This window comes from Paraburkholderia sp. 32 (genome assembly GCF_050435345.1).
GTDB classification, from domain to species: domain Bacteria; phylum Pseudomonadota; class Gammaproteobacteria; order Burkholderiales; family Burkholderiaceae; genus Paraburkholderia; species Paraburkholderia tuberum.
On sequence record NZ_JBNDKD010000001.1, the window covers coordinates 1,828,423 to 1,848,833 of the forward strand.

General features: G+C 64.3%; 14 protein-coding genes and 3 pseudogenes. 5 read left to right on the forward strand and 12 right to left on the reverse strand.

The window, feature by feature from the left end; all coding sequences use genetic code 11:
• Window positions 1–156 precede the first annotated feature (156 nt).
• From OKW26_RS08630 to OKW26_RS08650, 5 genes and pseudogenes are all read right to left on the reverse strand, one after another.
• Complete coding sequence (locus OKW26_RS08630) at window positions 157–2,568, reverse strand: DNA polymerase II (protein ID WP_429353300.1); 2,412 nt, start codon at window positions 2,566–2,568, stop codon at window positions 157–159.
• Window positions 2,569–2,723: 155 nt separating this feature from the next.
• Window positions 2,724–3,734 (reverse strand): DUF2891 domain-containing protein, encoded by a 1,011-nt coding sequence (locus tag OKW26_RS08635; protein WP_429353301.1) that lies wholly within the window; start codon window positions 3,732–3,734, stop codon window positions 2,724–2,726.
• Between the two features lie 10 nt (window positions 3,735–3,744).
• Window positions 3,745–3,918 (reverse strand): annotated as a pseudogene (locus OKW26_RS08640) (5-oxoproline transporter, DUF979 family subunit); the annotation flags it as partial.
• A gap of 58 nt (window positions 3,919–3,976) precedes the next feature.
• A pseudogene (locus OKW26_RS08645) lies at window positions 3,977–4,258 on the reverse strand (5-oxoproline transporter, DUF969 family subunit); the annotation flags it as partial.
• Window positions 4,259–4,387: 129 nt separating this feature from the next.
• Window positions 4,388–5,305 carry a LysR family transcriptional regulator gene (locus tag OKW26_RS08650; RefSeq protein ID WP_429353302.1) on the reverse strand — a complete coding sequence of 306 codons (918 nt, stop codon included), beginning with the start codon at window positions 5,303–5,305 and terminating at the stop codon, window positions 4,388–4,390.
• Between the two features lie 104 nt (window positions 5,306–5,409).
• Between OKW26_RS08650 and mdlC the strand changes: the two genes are divergently transcribed.
• The 3 genes from mdlC to OKW26_RS08665 all read left to right on the forward strand — a co-directional run bounded on the left by mdlC (window position 5,410) and on the right by OKW26_RS08665 (window position 10,091).
• Entirely contained in the window at window positions 5,410–7,053 is a 1,644-nt protein-coding gene (gene mdlC, locus OKW26_RS08655; RefSeq protein ID WP_429353303.1) for a benzoylformate decarboxylase, read from the forward strand.
• 37 nt (window positions 7,054–7,090) lie between these two features.
• The gene (locus tag OKW26_RS08660; RefSeq protein WP_429353304.1) at window positions 7,091–8,542 is read left to right on the forward strand and encodes an aldehyde dehydrogenase; all 1,452 of its coding nucleotides are present in this window, start codon (window positions 7,091–7,093) and stop codon (window positions 8,540–8,542) included.
• Window positions 8,543–8,672: 130 nt separating this feature from the next.
• Entirely contained in the window at window positions 8,673–10,091 is a 1,419-nt protein-coding gene (locus tag OKW26_RS08665) for an MFS transporter (RefSeq protein ID WP_429353305.1), read from the forward strand.
• 133 nt (window positions 10,092–10,224) lie between these two features.
• On the opposite strand, the gene OKW26_RS08670 is transcribed toward OKW26_RS08665, so the two are convergent.
• From OKW26_RS08670 to OKW26_RS08690, 5 genes are all read right to left on the reverse strand, one after another.
• Window positions 10,225–10,956 (reverse strand): DUF2278 family protein, encoded by a 732-nt coding sequence (locus tag OKW26_RS08670; RefSeq protein ID WP_429353306.1) that lies wholly within the window; start codon window positions 10,954–10,956, stop codon window positions 10,225–10,227.
• Between the two features lie 580 nt (window positions 10,957–11,536).
• Entirely contained in the window at window positions 11,537–12,991 is a 1,455-nt protein-coding gene (locus OKW26_RS08675; RefSeq protein WP_429353307.1) for an aspartate aminotransferase family protein, read from the reverse strand.
• 56 nt (window positions 12,992–13,047) lie between these two features.
• Window positions 13,048–14,382: a glutamine synthetase family protein gene (locus tag OKW26_RS08680; RefSeq protein WP_429353308.1), complete on the reverse strand. Its 1,335-nt coding sequence runs from the start codon at window positions 14,380–14,382 to the stop codon at window positions 13,048–13,050.
• Window positions 14,383–14,691: 309 nt separating this feature from the next.
• Entirely contained in the window at window positions 14,692–14,913 is a 222-nt protein-coding gene (locus OKW26_RS08685) for a hypothetical protein (RefSeq protein ID WP_026226309.1), read from the reverse strand.
• A gap of 447 nt (window positions 14,914–15,360) precedes the next feature.
• On the reverse strand, window positions 15,361–15,777 hold the full coding sequence (locus OKW26_RS08690) for a cupin domain-containing protein (RefSeq protein ID WP_429353309.1): 417 nt from the start codon (window positions 15,775–15,777) through the stop codon (window positions 15,361–15,363).
• A gap of 177 nt (window positions 15,778–15,954) precedes the next feature.
• Between OKW26_RS08690 and OKW26_RS08695 the strand changes: the two genes are divergently transcribed.
• The gene (locus tag OKW26_RS08695) at window positions 15,955–16,560 is read left to right on the forward strand and encodes a peroxidase-related enzyme (protein ID WP_429353310.1); all 606 of its coding nucleotides are present in this window, start codon (window positions 15,955–15,957) and stop codon (window positions 16,558–16,560) included.
• Between the two features lie 219 nt (window positions 16,561–16,779).
• Here OKW26_RS08695 and OKW26_RS08700 read toward each other — a convergent pair.
• Window positions 16,780–17,232, reverse strand: a pseudogene (locus tag OKW26_RS08700) (LysR family transcriptional regulator); the annotation flags it as partial.
• A gap of 286 nt (window positions 17,233–17,518) precedes the next feature.
• Here OKW26_RS08700 and OKW26_RS08705 point away from each other — a divergent pair.
• Window positions 17,519–18,232 carry a DUF899 family protein gene (locus OKW26_RS08705; RefSeq protein ID WP_429353311.1) on the forward strand — a complete coding sequence of 238 codons (714 nt, stop codon included), beginning with the start codon at window positions 17,519–17,521 and terminating at the stop codon, window positions 18,230–18,232.
• Between the two features lie 27 nt (window positions 18,233–18,259).
• Here OKW26_RS08705 and OKW26_RS08710 read toward each other — a convergent pair whose 3' ends face one another.
• Window positions 18,260–20,233: a putative bifunctional diguanylate cyclase/phosphodiesterase gene (locus OKW26_RS08710; RefSeq protein ID WP_429353312.1), complete on the reverse strand. Its 1,974-nt coding sequence runs from the start codon at window positions 20,231–20,233 to the stop codon at window positions 18,260–18,262.
• Window positions 20,234–20,411: the final 178 nt, after the last annotated feature.

Genomic DNA, 20,411 nt, shown 5'->3' on the forward strand with positions numbered 1-20,411 from the left:
TACCGGTAGCGCGGAGCATGCGATACGCGACCCGCGGCAACTCGCTCTACCGCACCTTTGCTGTGCATAACACGCACTCCGATGAAGAGGCCGAGCCCCGTCCATGGTGAAGTAGGCAATTCGTCCATGCTCGCAGCCGCGCGTTCGCCGCCACGATCAGAACAACTGCTTCTGCCCCGACATCAGCGTCGTGAAATCGTCGCGTAGCAACGGCAGAATCGCGTCGGCAACCGGCTGCAATTGCCGCGTCAGATAGTGCTCGTAGTCGATCGCCGAGCGCAGCGTTTCGAGCGGCTCGGGGCCGGCCACCGTCATCACGTAGCTGATCCAGCCGCCGTTCTGATATTGCAGCGGACGTCCCTGCCGGCGATTGAACTCATCGGCGACGCGTGCCGCGCGCACATGCGGTGGCACGTTGCGCTCGTAAGCGTCGATCGGTCTGCGCAACTGCTTACGATAGACGAGCTGATCGTCGAGCCGGCCGGCGAGCGTATCGCGCACATAGTCGCGCACGTAATCCTGATACGGCTGCTGCTTGAAGATGCGCCGATACAGTTCCTGCTGAAACTGCTGCGCAAGCGGCGTCCAATCGGTGCGCACGGTTTCGAGCCCTTTGTAGACCACGTCCTCGCGGCCGTCCGGCAATACCATAAGTCCTGCGTAGCGTTTCTTGCTGCCTTCCTCGGCACCGCGCACCGTCGGCATGAAAAAGCGCCGGTAGTGCCGCTCGAATTGCAGTTCCAACGCACTGTCGATTCCGAAGCGCGCCTGCAGCTTCTGCCGCCACGCCGCGTTGATATGTTCGACGAGCGCGCGGCCGATGCGCGCGGCGTCTTCCTCGTCATGCGCGTGCCTGAGCCAGACGAAGGTCGAATCGGTGTCGCCGTAAATCACTTCGTAGCCTTGCGCCTCGATCAGCTCGCGTGTCGTGTGCATGATCTCGTGGCCGCGCATCGTGATCGACGACGCAAGCCGCGGATCGAAGAAGCGGCAGCCGGTCGAGCCTAGCACGCCATAGAACGCGTTCATGATGATCTTCAGCGCCTGCGACAGCGGCTTGTTGTGCTCGCGCTTGGCCGCTTCGCGTGCCTGCCACACCTGCGCGACGATCGACGGTAAGCAGTGACGCGTGCGTGAAAAGCGCGCGCCGAGAAAGCCCGGCACCGAGCTCGCGTCGTCGGGATGCAGCATGCCTTCGACCAGACCGAGCGGGTCGATCAGAAACGTGCGGATGATCGACGGATACAGGCTCTTGTAGTCGAGCACGAGCACCGAGTCGTAGAGCCCGGGCCGCGAATCCATCACGAAGCCGCCGGGGCTCGCGGCGCCGGCCACGTCGCCGAGATTCGGCGCGACATAGCCCTGCCGATGCATGCGCGGCATGTACAGATGCGTGAACGCCGCGACCGAGCCGCCGCTGCGATCGGCGGGCAGGCCGGTCACGGTCGCGCGTTCGAGCAGGAACGGCAGCAACTCGGTCTTCGCGAAGATACGCGTGACGAGCTCGCAGTCCTTCAGGTTGTAACGCGCGAGCGCGGGCTTGTCTTCGTCGAAGCGGCGCTGGATTTCGTCCATGCGCTGATACGGATTGTCGATCGCCTTGCCTTCGCCCAGCACCGAGCGCGACACGTATTCGAGGCTGAACGACGGGAAGCTCCACGTCGCCGAACGCAATGCCTCGATGCCGTCGATGACCCAACGACCCGCCACGCCCGCGAAAAAGTGATTGCGCGTGACGCCGTGTTCGCGCCACTCCATCACCGCGCCGCCTCGTCCGATGCGCAGCGGCACGCGATACTGCTCGGCATGGTGTTGCAGTACCTTCAGATCGAACTGCACGAGGTTCCAGCCGATGATCGCATCGGGATCGTGCCGCTCCATCCACTCGATCAGCTTTTCGAGCAGCCGTGCGCGGGTTTCGCAGTATTCGAGCTTGAAGTCGATGGCGTCGGTGACGTTGCCGATGTTGCCGTTGTTGCCGATGTTGCCATTCGGCGGCCCAAGCATATACACCTGCCGCTCGCCGCAGCCTTCGAGCGCGATCGAATATAGCTCGGCATGCGCGCTCGTTTCGATGTCGAGCGACACGAGCTTCAACGGCGGACGATAGTCGTTGGACGGTTTGAGTTCGCTGTCGAGCCAGGGGCCATCGAGCCCCGGACCATTCTGCTGCGGCACGCCGCTGAACCACACCGGCGCGGTGATGAAGCGCTCCATCATGTAGCGCTCGGGCGGCTGGATATCGGCTTCGTAGACATCGACACCGCCTTCTCTGAGGCGCTTCTCGAAGCCCTTCAATTGCCGGTATTGCGCACAGTAAAGCCCGCTGACCGGCCGATGCTGGAAGTCGCGCAATTCGAGCGAACGCAGATCGAGCGGCGCGTCGCGGCGCAGGATCGTTTCGGCGCGTTCGCGATGTTCGGCCGGAATGAAGGCGACGGACGGCTGAGGGCGCAGACGGATGTGGCGCGGCCCGCTGTGCGTGGCCAGCCAGAACTCGATTTCCGTGCCGGCGGGCGTGTCCCGCCAATGTCGGGTCAAAATGAAACCCTGCTCGAACTCAGTCAAACTTCCACCTTTAAAGCGGCGCAATCGCCTTGCGCGATTTTACCGCTGCAGGCAGGGACTGTTGAACGGGCAATGAAAAGGGCGCTTCGTACTGAAGCGCCCCAACCAGCACGGCTTTATCTCTTCAAAGCCGGTTCAGTTCGTTCCCGGTTCGCTCAAGCTTCGAGCGCCAGCGTCGCGAACGTGGCGAGCCAGTGCTCGCCCATGTAGTCGCCGGTCACATGCGGCAGCGCGCTGTGCAGATGACGCTCGGCCGCATCGAACAGCACGGTGCGACGCACGTCGCCGGCGGGCAGCGCGCGCGCGAGCGCACGCTGGCACCACGCGCGGCTCAGATTGAGGCCGTCCAGATGCGCGATCTTGCCGTCGCTGCGATCGGTCACGGTGACGGGCTCGAACAGCGTCGCCGGTTTTTTCGCGCCGAGGTCCGGCAGGAAGCGTCCGAACCAGTCGGCGAACTGCGCCGACGGCAACACACGCCGCATCAACTCCGCTTCCATCAGCGACGGCGACAGGAACTCGTCGCCGGCCGGCTCCCACGCCTGACACGCGACGTCGTCCAGATACCAGCGCTCCGCGGTGCTGACGATCAGCGCCTCGAGCGATTCGCGCGAGGTTTGCCGCGCGAAATCGAGCGTCAGCGCGAGCGCGAACGCCATGTTGAAGTGCGTGCCGACGCGCAGCGGATAGGTTGCCTTCGGCAGGAACTCCTCGAAGCGCTCGACGAACGCCTCGGTGAGCGGCGCGAACGTCTTCGCACAGCGCGCGGCTTCCGAGATTTTCATCGACTGCAACTGCGCACCGAGCGCGAGCAGCCACGCCCAGCCATACGGCCGCTCGAAGCCGCGGTTGTGCGGCAGCTCCAGATACGCGAGTTCGCCGGCGACGTTCGCCGCGGTGAAATGCTCGTCGACCACGGCGATGATGCGCGCGGCCTCGGGCAGATCGGGGAAGCGTTCGAGCAGATGCAGGATCAGCCAGTAACCGTGCACGCACGAATGCCAGTCGTAGCTGCCGTAGAAGATCGGATGCAAGGCGCGCGGACCCTGTACGTCCTGCGGTCCTCCAAGCGAGTGCGTGAGCTTGTTCGGATATTCGCGCGTGAGGTGGGCGAGCGCGACATTGGCGAATCTGGACGCGAATTCGCGGGTGAGCTGGGTGGTCATCGGCGGCTCCTCAGAAGCGGAATACGAACACGTACGACAGTATGGTGTTGACGATCAGCAATAGTAAAGCGGTCGGCCATTGCGCCTTGATCACGCCGTTCTGGTCCTTCGGTTCGAGCAGCGCGGCGGGGACGATGTTGAAGTTCGCCGCCATCGGCGTCATCAGCGTGCCGCAGAAACCAGATTCTTCGTTTCGACGAAGGGCGCGTACTTGAGCGTCAGCGTACCGACCAGCGTGATGAGAGCACGCGGCCGGTGGTGGCCGCATGCAGGCGCGAGATCAGATGCCGCGCCTGTTGCTTCAGACCGTTGCGTTCGAGCAGCGCGATGACCGGCAGCGTGAGCCAGATCAGGCCCATGTAGCGGTTATCCGCGAATGCCTTGCCGAACGCGCTGACGATCTCCACTGTCTGCAAGCCGCCGGCTATCCGGGTCGCGACGCCCGCGCTTGTCACCACCAGCAGCGCGTTGAAGTGCAATGCGAACCCGAGCACCACGATCGGCACGCCAATCAAAACCCCCATCCGGCTCTCCTTGCTTCGTTTCCTCGACGCATGGCGACGGAATCTAACGCGAGACTTTATTGATAAATAGTCGATAAAATCTACTTATCGGGTAAACGCCGAGAAAGTGGCAGCGTGTGCGGGAAACGATCAACCCGCGGTCATACCCTCCGCCGTCAACTGCCGCAACTGCTCCAGCAGCTTGACCGCCGGGCTCGGCAGAATCCCCTGGCGCCGCCGGAACGCGGTCAACGTGCGCCGCCCGACCACGCCTGGGACGCCGAGCGTATCGAACACGCCGGCCTTGCTTTCGGTCACGTACATCGTCGATGCCATCCAGCTCAGAAAGCCCGAACGCGCGACCAGGCTCTTCAGCGCCGTGACCGAGCGCGTTTCGACGACGACGTTCGGCAGTCCCAGCCCGCGCTCGGCAAACACGCTCTGCATGTGCTCGAACGGGCCGGTGCCGCGCGGCGGAATCGCCCAGCGTTGGCCCAGCGTGTCGGCGAGCGTGAGGTCGGGCTTGCGCCGCAGCGGATGATCGAGCGCGGCGACCACGTAGCTCGCGTCTTCCCAGCGGCAATCGGCGATCGCGGTGATCTCGTCGGTATCGGGCACGGCCATGCTGAGCGCGAGATCGATCTGACGTTTGACGAGCGCATCGGCGAGCCGGTCCCACACGCCCTCGATGATCTCCACGCGCAGGTTCGGCCACTTCGTCAACACGCCGCTCACCGCGAGCGGCAGCACGAGGCTCGCGATGCTGCCGACCGCGCCGACGCGGATCGTGCCGCGCGCGAGGCCGCGCATCGCGTCGATTTCCTCGCGCGCCTGTTCGGCTTCGCGTTGCAACTGGATCGCGTGCGGCAGCAGCGCCTCGCCGACCGCGGTCAAATGCATGCCGCGCGAATGCCGCTCGAACAGCGGCGCGCCGACCTGTTCCTCGAGACGGCGGATGGTCCGGCTCAAGGCCGGCTGTGTGATGTGCAGCGCTTCGGCGGCGCGTCCGAGGCTGCCGCTTTCGACGATCACCGCGAACGCCTGCAGTTGTTGCAGGTTGTAAGTCATGCCGAAAGGTAATGCCTTTTTGCGAATTGGGCAATTTTCGGTTACCCCGGCGGCCGTGATAATGGCCATTCGATTTTCCGCGCTCACCAGACAGGAGACTTCGCATGACAAGCAGCGCGCCGCAGCAGAATCAGGCACACGCAAAAGAACAGAGCACGCGGTGGACCGTACGCGACGCGGTCATCGACTTCGCGCGCCGCGTCGGCATGACGACGATCTTCGCGAACCCGGGCTCGACCGAGTTGCCGATGTTCCGCGATTTTCCCGCGGATTTCCGCTACGTGCTCGGTCTTCAGGAAGCGGTCGTGGTCGGCATGGCCGACGGCTACGCGCAGACCACCGGCAACGCGGCGCTCGTGAACCTGCATTCGGCGGCGGGCGTCGGCAATGCGATGGGCAATGTCTTCACGGCGTTTCGCAACCGCACGCCGCTCGTCGTCACCGCGGGTCAGCAGGCCCGCTCGATCCTGCCGTTCGAACCGTTCCTCGCCGCGACCCAGGCCACCGAATTGCCGAAGCCCTACGTGAAGTGGAGCATCGAGCCGGCTCGCGCGCAGGATGTGCCGCTCGCGATCGCGCGTGCGTACGCGATCGCGATGCAGGAGCCGCGCGGCCCGGTGTTCGTGTCGATTCCCGCCGACGACTGGGATCAGCCTGCCGAGCGCGTGGCCGACCGCGAGGTCGCGCACATCATGCGACCCGATCCGGCGATGCTCGAACGCATCGGCACGGTGCTCGACGCGTGCGAGCGGCCCGCGTTCGTGGTCGGTGGCGCGGTCGATCGCGCGGACGCGGCGGCTGAAGTCGTGCGCCTCGCGGAGCGGCATGCCGCGCGCGTCTACGTCGCGCCGATGACAGGACGTTGCAGCTTCCCCGAAACGCACCGCCTGTTCGCGGGCTTTTTGCCGGCGCTGCGTGAGCGCATCGTCGAGTTGCTCGGCGCGCACGACGCGATCTTCGTGATCGGCGCGCCAGCGTTCACGTATCACGTCGAAGGCAGTGGTCCGCATGTGCCCCCGGGCTCGCGGCTGTGTCAGTTGATCGACGATCCGGGCATTGCCGCATGGACGCCGCAGGGCATCGCCGCGGTCGGCAACGTGCGGCTCGGCGTGCAGGATCTGCTCGCGCGCGCCGCGCCCAAAGCGCGCGAGTTGCCCGCACCGCGCGCGGTGGCGCCGCGAGCGCTGCCGCCCGCGCGGGGCGAGCGGATGTCGGTCGCGTTCGCGTTGCAGACACTCGCCGAAGTGCGCGATCCCGATGGCATCGTCGTCGAGGAAGCGCCGAGCTCGCGGCCCATCATGCAGACCTATCTGCCCATCGCGCGCGCCGGCACGTTCCTGACGATGGACAGCGGCGGCCTCGGCTACGGCATGCCGGCGGCGCTCGGCGTTGCGCTTGCGCGGCCGGGCGAGCGCGTGATCGCGCTGATCGGCGACGGTTCGAGCATGTACTCGATTCAGGCGATCTGGAGCGCGGTGCAGATGCAGCTACCGATCACATTCGTGATCCTGAACAACACGCGCTACGCGGCGTTGCAGGATTTCGCGCCGGTGTTCGGTTTCGCGCCTGGCGAGACCGTGCAGGGCACGGACCTGCCGGGCCTCGACTTCGTGACGATCGCGGCGGGCATGGGTTGCCCTGGCGCGCGCGTCAGCGAGGCGGCTGAACTTGCCGACGTGTTGCGTCGCGCGCTGACCGAAGGTGGCGTGAAAAGCGGTCCCACGCTCGTCGAAGCGATCGTCGCGTAACGGCGCTTCCCATTCACGAACAGGAGAGAGACCTACGATGAAAAACGTATCGATGCTGATCGGCGGCGAGCAGACACAGGCGCGCAACGGCGCGACCTTCGAGCGCCGCAGTCCGCTCGACGGCGAAGTCGCGACGCGCGCGCCGGCCGCGACCGTCGAAGATGCCGTGGCCGCCGTCGATGCCGCCGCGGCCGCATTTCCGGTGTGGTCCGCGCTCGGACCGAGCGAGCGCCGCGCGTTGCTGACGAAGGCCGCGCACGCGCTCGAAGCGAAGGCCGAGGCCATCGCGGCCGCGATGGCCGCCGAGACCGGCGCGTCGGGCATCTGGGCCGGCTTCAACGTGCATCTCGCGGCGGCCGGGCTGATCGAGGCCGCCGCGCTGACCACGCAGATCGCCGGCGAACTGATCCCATCCGACGTTCCCGGCAGTCTCGCGATGGGCGTACGCCAGCCCGCGGGCGTCGTGCTCGGCATCGCGCCGTGGAACGCGCCGGTGATACTCGCGGTGCGCGCGATCGCGCTGCCGCTCGCGTGCGGCAACACGGTCGTGCTGAAGGGCTCGGAGATCTGCCCGGCCACGCACGGTCTCATCATCGAGGCGATGCAGGAGGCGGGTCTGCCACGCGGCACCGTGAACTTCGTGACCAATGCGCCGGCCGACGCCGCGCGCATCGTCGACGCGATGATCGGACACCCGGCCGTGCGTCGCGTGAACTTCACGGGCTCGACGCGCGTGGGCCGCCTGATCGCCGAAACGTGCGCGCGCAATCTGAAGCCCTGCGTGCTCGAACTAGGCGGCAAGGCGCCGCTCGTCGTGCTCGACGACGCCGACATCGGCGCCGCGGTCGATGCGGCCGTGTTCGGCGCGTTCGCGAACTCCGGGCAGATCTGCATGTCGACCGAGCGGATCATCGTCGACGACAGCATCGCCGATGCGTTCGTCGAGCGGCTCGCCGCGCGCTCGCGCGCGCTGCCACTCGGCGATCCGCGCAAGGCGCCGGTCGTGCTCGGCTCGGTAGTCGACATGAGCACGGTCGAGCGCTGCAACGCGCTGATCGACGACGCGCTCGCCAAAGGCGCGACGCTCGTGTGCGGCGGCAAGAGCGAAACCACGCTGATGCCCGCGACGCTGCTCGATCGCGTGACGCCGGACATGCGCATCTATCACGACGAATCGTTCGGGCCGGTCAAGCCGATCGTGCGCGTGCGTGGCGAGGAAGCCGCAATCGCGTGTGCGAACGACAACGAATACGGCCTGTCGGCGGCGGTGTTCAGCCGCGACACGGCGCGCGCGCTGAACGTCGCTAAATGCATCGAGTCGGGCATTTGTCACGTGAACGGCCCGACCGTGCACGACGAAGCACAAATGCCGTTCGGCGGCGTGAAGGCGAGTGGCTTCGGCCGCTTCGGCGGCAAGGCGGGGATCGCGGAATTCACCGATCTGCGCTGGGTCACGCTGCAAACGACGCCGCGTCACTATCCGTTCTGACGAAGAGCGTCGCGATGGGCTCGCTGTTCGGCGGCCAACTCGCCGAAGCGGGCCATCGCGTCGCACCGTACTGCCGACAGCAAAAAAAATCGAACAACGCGCGTGCAGCGCAAACAACGGAGACAGGCTCATGAGTTTCGTTCCTCCTGCTTCGGCCGCGGCCTCGACCGCGACCGCGCGCGACGACGCGGCGCTCGCCGGCATCGCGCGCGGCGGCAACACGGTCGACATCGGTCATGCACTCGACGACGGCCCCTACACGTTGCTGCAGAAAATCGCGGTGGTGCTCGCGGCGCTGTCGATCGTCGTCGACGGCTTCGACAGCCAGCTGATCGGCTTCGCGATTCCGATGCTGACCAAGGAGTGGGGCATCACGCGCAACGCATTTGCGCCGGTGGTTGCGTCGGGGCTGGTCGGCATGGGTATCGGCAGCGCGTTCGCGGGGCTGTTCGCCGATCGCTTCGGCCGCCGCTGGGCCGTGATCGGCAGCGTGTTCGTGTTCGGCCTGGCGACCTGCGCGATCAGTCTCGCGCCGAACGTCGCGGCCATTGCGGCGCTGCGCTTTATCGCGGGGCTCGGCATCGGCGGCGCGCTGCCGACGTCGACGACGCTGACCGCCGAGTTCACGCCCGCGCGTTTTCGTACCTTCGCGGTGACGGCGACCATTCTGTGCGTGCCGCTGGGCGGTATGGTCGCCGGATTGTTCGCCGGCCAGGTGCTGCCGGTTTATGGCTGGCGCGGTCTGTTCGTAGCGGGTGGTGTGCTGCCGCTCGTGCTCGCCCTCGTCCTGCTCGCGGCGCTGCCGGAATCGCCGCGTTTTCTGGCACGCCGTCCGCATCGCTGGCCCGAACTCGTGAAGCTGTTGCGGCGCATGGCGCGCGACGTGTCGGCCGATGCGAGCTTCACCGATGTGCGCGAACAAAGCGCTGAGAAACACGTCGGCTTTGCCGCGCTGTTCCGCGATGGCCGTTCGCGCGACACCGTCGCGATCTGGGGCGCGTTCTTCATATGCCTGCTCGCGGTGTATGCGGCGTTCAGCTGGCTGCCGTCGATGCTGACGAGTGAGGGCTTGAGCGTGTCGCTCGCGGGCTATGGCCTGAGCGCGTACAACCTCGGCGGCGTAATCGGCGCGGTGCTGTGCGCGCTGGCGATCGGGCGCTACGGCTCGCGCTGGCCGCTGCTGCTGTGCTGCGCGGGCGGCGTCGCGAGTGCGTGGATGCTGCTCGGCGTCGGCGCGACCCAGCATACGGCGTTGATGATCGTCGGTCTCGGCTTGCACGGGCTGTTCGTCAATGCGGTGCAATCGACGATGTACGCGCTGTGCGCATACGTCTATCCGACCAGCGTGCGGGCGACGGGCACCGCGTCGGCACTCGCGTTCGGCCGCGTCGGCGCGATTCTGAGCGCATTCGCCGGTGCCGCGGTGATCACGGCCGGTGGCGCTTCGGGCTATCTGCTGATGCTCGGTATCGCAATGGTCATCGTGCTGATCGCGCTGGCGGTGGTGCAGCGGCATATTCCGCGTCGAGGCGCCGCGAGCGCGCGCTGATCGACGCGACGTCTCTCGCGGTGCATTCGTATCGCGAGGGACTTTTGCGCGCGATCTGGTTTTCCCCTTTGCAAGAACCTGTTTCTCGCGCATCGCGGCGGTTTCCACTTGCCCCCATGCACGAGCGACGCTATCAACCTCGCTGAATATAAACGGGCAACGCCACTGCATTCGCCGCCGGATCGCCGGCCGCATTGGTCGGCAAATACTGTGTCTGAAACGCGGTAAACATCGCGGCAAACCCATCGGCGCGCTGCACGATCACCGCGCCGTCCTGGAACGCGCCGTTTTCGTTGTAATGCGGGCCGCGCGGATTGCCCTGATTCATGTGAGTCTCGTGAAGACCGTCCTTCTTCGGCAGAAACAGAAAGCCGAACCCATAGACCACGATGCCCGCGGTGGTCGGTGTCCAGAAATCGCGGTTGTGCAACTGGCCGCTGCCGTTGTCGTAGGGCAGACTTTTCGACGGTTTGCTTTCGTCGATGGTGAGGATTTCGTCGATGATGTCGTTGACGTCGGCGCGGTTGCCGTTTTGATCCTCGTAGGGGACCGGCCGCATGCGGTGAATGTCGAGCAGGCTGCTGTCCTGGAAGTAATCGAGCCGTGGAAAGCCGCTCGTGTAGAGGCCGAGGTTCAGGGGCTGCAGTTTCGCGGTGAGTGGATCGGCGAAGTTCAGATCGGCATAGAAGTACACGTTGTCGTTACCGCTTGCGCCCGGTTGCGTCGACGCCGAATTGACGACGATGTTGAATGGCGTGTTGTCGTTGCCAGTCACCGTGATCACATAGTGCGGACTGCCTATATACGAATCTTTGAAAGGCGCCGCGCGCAGCAGTTTTCCCTTGAACATGCAGTATTCGTTCATGACTGAATGACCTTCTCGAAGTTGACGAACGGAAAGCGACATATCCAAGCATACGGTGCTACAGGTCGATAAACAACCGCGCTCGCTGTCATACGCTTGCAATGTTTTTATCCCAACGCTATTGCGGTGGGCGAGCAATGGTCATCACGCGTGGCGCTACGGGTTGGAGACGCACAAGGACAAGGCGTGGCATTTCCTCGCGTCGGACGACGGCTGACGGCCAGGCGGCCGTCGAACAGATCAACGAGGGGTGCTCGACGGAACGAAGTCGCCCGGTCAATGCGCCCGCGATCGGCGACCTGTTCGATCTTTTCGACTTCGACCGGGACTCCGACACGCACGGGCATCATGACGGGTCGCACCCGGACCATGATGCAGGCAACGGCGGTAAGGGCTGGTGGCCTTTCTGACCATAACCTGGAACGCTCGCGCGACCGGTACAACGTAAAGTAGGACCGCCGCGCGTTCCGGCGGCGGTCACGGGGGGCAGATGATTGGTGCGATCCTGCGGCTGACCGGCGATTTGAAGGCTGTGCGGGCACTCGACGGCTGAGGGAAACTGAATCGCAACCACGCAGTGCTATCGGATGCCCACCTGTCGCGCGGTCGCATCGATCGCCGCTTTTGCCTTTGAGACGATTTCGTCGATTTCCGGCCGGCTGACCACGAGCGGCGGCGACAGCAACATCCGGTCGCCGCTCGCGCGCATGATCAGATTGCCGTTGAAGCAGAAGTCGCGGCACATCGTACCGACATCGCCGCCATTCGCGAAGCGCTTGCGCTCGAGCGGCTTCTCGGCGAGTTGCACGCCCGCCACGAGGCCCGCGCCGCTGATCTCGCCAACGATAGGATGACCGGCGAACGTCTCACGCAGTTTGTTCTGAAAGTACGGACCCGTATCCGCTTTGACGCGCTCCACGATCCTCTCATCGCGCAGCAGTTTCAGATTCGCAAGCGCGACGGCCGCCGCGACCGGATGCCCGGAGTAGGTGAGGCCATGATTGAAGTCACCGTTGTCGATCAGTGCGCGGGCGACGCGATCATGTAGACCGACAGCCCCCATCGGCACGTAACCGCTCGTCAGTCCCTTCGCGAGCGTGATCAGGTCCGGCTCGAAGCCGAAGTGCTGATGCGCAAACCATTCGCCGGTTCGGCCGAAGCCGCCGATCACTTCGTCCGCGACGAGCAGCACGTCGTACTTGCGGCAAATGCGCTCGATTTCCGGCCAATACGTCTCAGCCGGAAAAATCACGCCGCCCGCTCCCTGGAAAGGCTCACCGATAAATGCGGCGACATTGTCCGCACCGAGTTCGAGAATCTTCGCTTCGAGCTGCCGCGCGCGAGCCAGTGCGAATTCTTCCGCCGTCTGATCGCTTGCCGCTTCGCCGAAGAAATAGGGCTGATCGATATGCACGATGTTCTCGACTTTCGATGGCATCTGCTCATGCATATAAGCCATGCCGCCGAGCGTGCCGCCCGCGATCGTCGACCCGTGATAAGCGTTTTTGCGCGCGATGACGAACTTCCTCGCGGGCTGTCGTTGCGTCGCCCAGTATTGATGGACGATGCGCAGCACGGTGTCGTTGCCTTCCGAGCCGCTGTTGCAGTAGAAGAAGTGATTGAATGGCGCGGGCGTCAGTTCGGCGAGCAGGGCAGACAGTTCAATCACGGGCGGATGCGTCGTCTTGAAGAACGTGTTGTAGTACGGCAGTTCCCGCATTTGCCGGAATGCGGCGTCGGCCAGTTCCTGGCGGCCGTAGCCGACGTTCACGCACCACAGTCCCGCCATGCCGTCAATGATCTTGTTGCCCTCCGAGTCCCACAGGTACACCCCTTGCGCCTTGACGATCACGCGAGAACCCGCGCGATTGAGCGAGCCCATATCCGAGAACGGATGGATGTGATGCGCGGCATCGAGCGCGCGGTATTCGGCGGTGCTGCGCGATGTGGCTTGCGAGGTCGGCGCGTCCTTCGTGCCGCCATGCTGCGACGTTTCCTTTTGCGCATACATCACGTCTTCAGTCTTATAGCTCATACTGCCTCCGTCTTTTCAAGGTTTCATTGACCGATTGACCGATTGGCCCGCAGCACTCAAACGTGCAGCAGCAAGTGCCGGCGTTCCCACGAACTGATCACGCGGAAAAACGCTTCGTATTCGGTCTCTTTCAACGCGAGATACGCGCGGACGAACTGCTCGCCGAGTACTTCGGCAATCGGCTCGCACGCGCTCATCGACGTCAAGCCTTCTTCGAGATTGCGCGGTAATTGATAGGGCAGAGCATAGCCGTCGCTCGCCAGCGGTTCGGTTGCGGCGAGCCGCTGCGTGATGCCGAGATAGCCCGCCGCCAAGGTCGCGGCAATCGCCAGATACGGATTGCAATCGACACCCGGAATCCGGTTCTCGATGCGGCGCGCGACCGGCGCGGAATGCGGAACCCGGAAGCCGACCGTGCGATTGTCATAACCCCACGCGACATTGATCGGCGCGGCCATGAAACGCGACAGACGCCGGTACGAATTGATGTACGGCGCGAAGATCGGCATCAGCGCCGGCGTGTATTTCTGCAAGCCGGCGATATAGCCGGTGAACAGCGAGGTCGGCTCGCCGTCGGCGGCGGTGAAGAGGTTGCGGCCGGTTTCCATATCGACGAGGCTTTGATGCATGTGCATCGCCGAGCCCGGCTCACCTTCCATCGGCTTCGCCATGAAAGTCGCGTACATCTTGTGACGCAACGCCGCTTCGCGCACGGTGCGCTTGAAGAGAAACACACTGTCCGCGAGCTTGAGCGGATCGCCGTGCATGAAGTTGATTTCCATCTGCGCGGCGCCGACTTCGTGTATCAGCGTATCGACTTCGAGTTCCTGCACGTCGCAGTACTCGTAGATGTCTTCGAACAACGGGTCGAATTCGTTGACCGCTTCGATCGAATACGCCTGGCGTCCGGTTTCCGGGCGACCCGTACGTCCGACCGGCGGTTGCAACGGCAGATCGGGATCGCGGTTCATGTCGACCAGATAGAACTCGAGCTCCGGCGCGATCACCGGTTTCCAGCCGCGCGCCTTATATAGATCGAGCACGCGCCGCAACACACAGCGCGGCGAAATTTCGACCGGGGTACCGTCGAAATGCACGCAATCGTGAATCACCTGCGCGGTCGGGTCGACTGCCCACGGAATCATCCGGATCGTGCTCGCGTCGGGTACGCACACCATGTCGGGATCGGTGACGCCGGTCAGCGAATCGCTTTGCGGATAGTCGCCGGTGACGGTCTGGATCATCACCGCCTGCGGCAGACGCATCGATTCGCCCGATTCGAACTTGCTGCGCGGAATGATCTTGCCGCGCGCGATGCCGGCCATGTCCGGAATAATTGCTTCGATTTCGGTGACATGATGCTTTTTCAGAAATTCGTCGATGTCATGCATGATTGTTCTCTCTGTTTTGGTCCGCCACCTGGGTCATGTGTGCAGGGTTTCGTGTATTCATGCGCGGGCGACACGCGTCGCCGAAGGTGCGAAATATCGCGCGGCGAGGTGGGAAAACGCCAAGGCGAGTCGACGCCAAAGCGAATCCGCGCAATAACGCGCAGCGCTTACCCGATTAGAAGCGGTTCGATTGAATCCGTCGCGATGCGCGGTGATCAGTCAGTGCCGCGCGGACGCAAGCAGCCAGCTCGCGAAAACGCGAGCAAACGGACGAATCGAGCAGCGAAAAGAGATGAAAGAGGAGAGGCGCTACGGCAGCAGCGAAGCGACTTCGTCTGTGCGCACCGCGATGAACGCGCGCGCGGAGAGGACGTTGCGGCGTCGAACGGAACGACGCGACAGGACTGTGATGACGGACAGAAAGCGGCGAAACGCAAGGCTGCCGTTGCTGCCGTCGGCGCTGGCGCCGTCAGCGCAAGTACAACGCGCCTGACTGCGATTCCAATTCACCAAAGGGCCTCGGACTCTCACGATGACACTCGACTGGCGTAGTTGAGGGTATTGAACGGCCTGTTTCGAATCCACAGCGGATATTGAAGAAACAGGACACGGGTTGATCGAGAAGAAACGGTACTGGACGGTAGTAGCTCAATTCGCCGCGCCGCCCACGCGATCTACCAATAGCTAGGATATACGAGCTAAAAATGCCGTCAATTTATTTTTAGATTTTGGCAAAGCGGCATCGAGCGTGATGCCGCGTGTTTCGTCTACTGTTCATTCACTCCGCGAGACGTGCGGTGATCTTCGCGGCGGTTCTGGTCGGCTTTAGCATAGGTGGCGAGTCGGCGTCGTGAAAGAACGCCGACGAAATCGCGCGCGACCGACGAATGGGCGCCGCGCGGCAAGTGGATCAAACCGGTTTGAGAAGCATGATTTGCCTCGCTTCAGGCGAGGCGGTCCGGGAAGAGGCCCGTTGCCTCACGCATCCTCGGACGGATCATAGGGCACCACGCGCTCATGCTCGTCCGCGTGATTGCGCGCGACGATCGCGCGCGCCGCGGCGTTCGCGTCGAGATTGAACGGCTGATGCGGCACGCCCTGCGGAATGAACAGGAAGTCGCCCGGCTCGGTGATGACCGACTCGCGCAAACCCGGGCCGTAGCGCGTCTCGATCTTGCCTTCGAGCATATAGATCGCCGTCTCGTAGTCGGCGTGAAAGTGCGGCTCCGCATGGCCGCCAGGCGGGACCACGACCATGTACATCGACAGCCCGGTGCTGCCCGCGGTGCTCGCCGAAATGCCGACGAAATAGGGCAGCCGCTGCATCGTCGCCATTTCCCGTTCGGGCCGCACCTTGACCACCGGGGCCCGCGCGTCGTGCGTAACGTTTGACATGGTCGCTCCTTTCGTCGCCGCCGTGCCGGGCGGCTTCACGCATGCCGAACTGAAAGTCTAGACGATACGGGCGGCAATGTCGGACGTGATCGAGCGGAGCTGGTGAAGCGCGGGCGAGCGCGAAATCGCGTTGCTACAATGGTCGGCATACCCCGACAGAGATCACGGAGACAGCGCATGGCCACGCTTCAGCCCATCAGCCGCTACCCGGTGCCCGAGCCGAGCGAGTGGCCCGAAGACATCAGTGCCCGCATTCTCGAAGTGCAGGAGAAAGCGGGTTTCGTGCCGAACGTGTTTCTGACGCTCGTGCATCGGCCCGACGAATTCCGCGCGTTCTTCGCTTATCACGATGCGTTGATGCTGAAAGAGGGCGGTCTAACGAAAGGCGAGCGGGAGATGATCGTGGTCGCGACGAGCGCGGTCAACGATTGTCTTTACTGCGTGGTCGCCCACGGCGCGATTCTGCGCATCTACGAAAAAGCGCCGCTGCTCGCCGATCAGGTCGCGGTCAATCACCGCAAGGCCGACATCACCGTCCGCCAGAAGGCGATGCTCGATTTCGCGCTGAAGGTGTGCCGCGCGTCGGGCACGGTCGACGAAGAAGACTTCCAGACACTGCGCGGCCACGGCTTCACCGATGAAGACATCTGGGACATCGCGGCAATCACCGCGTTTTTCGGGCTGTCGAACCGGATGGCCAACGTGATCTCGATGCGTCCGAACGACGAGTTCTATCTGATGGGGCGTGTGCCGAAAGCCGCGGCGGATGCACCGAAAAAGTAGCCTCGACTGGAATCGCTTCAGCATCTCTATCGGCAATTCGCATCACGCCTGCGCGGGGCGAGATGAACGCCGCGCGGGCGTCATCACCACGGTGTCGTCGATCGGGAAATGCAGCAGTGCCGCGATCAATCCCGCCGCGACCGTCGCTACCCATAGCAGTGAGTACGAGCCCGTCAGATCGAACACGAGGCCACCGAGCCACGCGCCGAGAAACGAGCCGGGCGCGCGACTCATGCGGATCGCAAAGTCGAAGCCGTCGACCGGAAAGCCGACCTGGCGACGCGAGGTGTCCACGCTCACGACGACATGCGGCCAGCGCGCGCGAAAACCGGCGAGGGGCGGCAGCAGCCAGCGCGACGCGAAGGTCGGCGCGCAGCTGAGCGCGACCGGCCGATCCGCGCGATGATTGGGCAGACGTTGCGTGCCGATCGCGATCAGCGAAAACGCCTCGGAGACGTACGACAGATAATCCGCGCCAATCGCCGTTAGCGAGATGCCGCGCGGCTCGCGCACGAACAGTTCGACGCCGAGCGCTCCCTCGAGTCCGACGATGCCATGACTGATCGCGCTCGGCGTGACGTTCAGCTCGGCGGCGGCGAGCTTGAAACTTTGATGCCGGCCGGCCGCTTCGAAACAGCGAAGCGCAGGCAGGGGTGGCAGACGAAGCGGCATGTGCGTTCCCCAAGGCGCCGCGTCGTGCGTGGCGCGCGTGCCGGGTGGTGTTGGCGGGTGTAACGAGCTTGCTGTTTGGCGCAAGCATACCTTGCGCCGGCGCCTGGCGAGTGGATGGTCAAACCGCCGGCAAACTCGCCGCAAAAAGCCGCCGCTGCAAAATCATGGGGAGGCCTGTCGATTTTCCGCGGCCTCGTTCGTCGTCCCTACAGGAAGGGCGGCAAAGCGACGATGCCCGCTCGTCTTCCGTCCGTTTTTCTGACGATTTCTCACAAGGAGATGACTGATGAACGACGCAAACACTTCGATGCATACGCTGAAACCGGCCCGCGAACTGGCCGACTTGCCCTCGCGCTTTCCGGGCGAGAGCCCCGAATATCGACGCGCGCGCAACGCGTTGCTCGCCGAGGAGATCGAGCTGCGCCGCCAGATCGAGCGTGTCGCCGCGCAGCGTCGCGCGCTGCCGGCGGGCGGTGTCGTGCCGGAGGATTACCGCTTCGACGGCGAAGCGGGCCCGGTCACGCTATCGCAGATGTTCGGCGCGCACGACACGCTCGTGACCTACAACTGGATGTTCGGACCGCAACGCGCGCGGCCGTGCCCGATGTGCACGTCGCTACTGAGCGCGTGGGACGGCGAAATGCCCGATATCCTGCAGCGCGTCGCGTTCGCGGTGATCGGCCGCTCGCCGATCGACAGGCTCGTCGCGTTCAGGCAGGAGCGCGGCTGGCGGCATCTGCGGCTGTATTCGTCGGGCGGCAACACGTTCAATCGCGATTACGCGGCCGAAGATCCCGCCGGCGACGACCTTCCTGCGCTGAACGTATTCACGCGCACGGGCGGCGTCGTGCGGCACTTCTGGGCCGAGGAGATGGGGCCGTCGACGTCGGACCCCGGACAGGATCCGCGCGGCGCGCCCGATCCGATGCCGTTGTGGACGATCCTCGACATGACGCCGGGCGGCCGTGGTACCGACTGGTATCCGAAGCTGGCGTATTGAGCGGCGCTGCCATGGAGCGATTGGGCGCTACGAATGCGTCTGCGCCGCGTGGCTCTGGGCGAGCGCGGTCCACAGAAACGTGCCGACTGCGCTCGCCCGCATCGGCAGGCTGAACAGATAACCCTGCACCGCGCGCGCGCCGAGCGCCTTCACGACCTGGGCCTGCAACGGCGTTTCGAGTCCTTCGACCACGCATTCGAGCCCGAGGTTGCGGCATAGGTCGATCACGGATTTGATGATCTTCTTCGAGGCGCTATTGGTATCGACGTCGCTCACGAAGCTGCGGTCGATCTTGATCGCGTCGAATGGCAGCCGATGCACGTAGCTGAGGCTCGAATAGCCGGTGCCGAAATCGTCGAGCGACAGCCGGCAGCCGGCCTGCTTCAGCATCGTCATCGCGCTGTGCGCCTGCTCGAAATCGCGCGTCAACGCGGTTTCGGTCATTTCGAACGTCACGCGATGCGGCGACACGCCGCTTGCCGCGACAATGTCGATCAGGCGGCGCGCGCGCGCCGACGTCGAGATATCGATCGCGGACAGGTTGAACGACAGATACAGATCGGCGGGCCAGTGCGCGACCTCGGCGAGCGCCTGGCGCAGCAGCACGTCGGTGATGCCGAGGATCAGCTCGGTCCGCTCTGCAATCCGAATGAATTCCTCCGGCCTGACCATGCCGAGCCGCGCGTTGTGCCATCGACCGAGCGCTTCGAGGCCGATCGGCCGGCGCGTGAGCAGATCGTAGATCGGCTGGAACTCGAGGAACAGTTCCGCTTCGAGGTCCGCATGGCGCAGCTCCTGCGTGACGAGGCTTAGACGCCGCATCTGCGTTTCGTGTTCGGTCGAGAAAATCACCGGCATGCCGCGGCGGTTTTCCTTGCCGACATAGAGCGCGGCGTCGGCACGTTCGAACACCTGCGCGACCGTCGAGCCCGCGTCGGGAAACGCGGCCCAGCCGATCGTGCCCGACAGCTCCGCGACATTGTCGGCGACTTGATAAGGCTGGCTGAGCGCATCGCAGATACGCTGCCCCAACTCGACCAGCGCATCGTTCGACACCTTGTGGCGCACGAGCACGCCGAATTCATCGCCGCCCAGACGCGCGAACATCAGGCCCGTTTCGCCGATCGACACGAGCCGCGTGCCGACTTCCTGCAACACGAGGTCGCCGCTCGCGTGACCGTAAATGTCGTTGACCTGCTTGAAGCCGTCCAGATCGATGAGGCCGACGTTGAAGCCGCCACCGGTTTCGAGCGCCTGCTCCGATATCGCGCTCAGCGCCGCGAAGAAACTGCGCCGGTTCGGCAGGCCGGTCAGACTGTCGATGCTGGCGAGCCGGTAGTTGTCGTCGCTGAGCCGTTGGGTGTTGTGCTGGCTTGCCTGCAGTTCGCGTTGCGCGTGCACCGCGTCTGCAAACGTGCGCCAGTAAAGCTGGATGACCGCCGCGAGCGCGACGCCGACCAGCGCCATGTCGACGGCCATCGCGAAGAACACCGGCGAGCCGCTCGACACGAGGAAGCCGGAGAAACTCAGGATGACGATGCAAAGCAGCAGAAGCGCGGGCTTGCGCAGATGGATCAGGCAGAACATGCTGCCGACCAGCGTCGTCGCCATATAGAACGCGACCTGCGCCTGCTGGTAGGCGGTGCCGTACGGAAACAGCAGCACCGACCAGCCGCTGAACGCGACGCCGAACACGCCGACGATCCATGTCACGCTGCGCAATTCGCGGACCGCCTGAGCGTCCGTCATCTTATGGTTGCGTTTGCGCCACCAGCGCACGCAGCGAAACACACACAGCGCGCCGAGCGTGCCGGGCACATACATCGACAGCCAGGCCGGCGCGCTGTCCAGATGCGTCGCCGCCACCGCCGCCGTGTTGACGAGCAGGATGAAGTAGAGAAGCGGTACCTGGCGGCGGAACGCGTGCAACTGCGCACGCATCAGCTCCCGGTCACCCTCGGCGACCGACAGTACCCTCTTCAATCTCGCAAGCCAAGCCATCGCCATCCCTTTAACGTTTGCGCGCTAAACGCAGCTGTTTATATCGGCGCGAGGCTGATTAACTTGAGCGCTCAAAGGGGTAACGGAGCATCGCAGTCAAGGGTCCGTGAAACCGGCTGCGCGCTTACGGATAGTCGGGCGGTAAGTACTACCTGGCGGCGCGTGTTGGCAGCGCTGG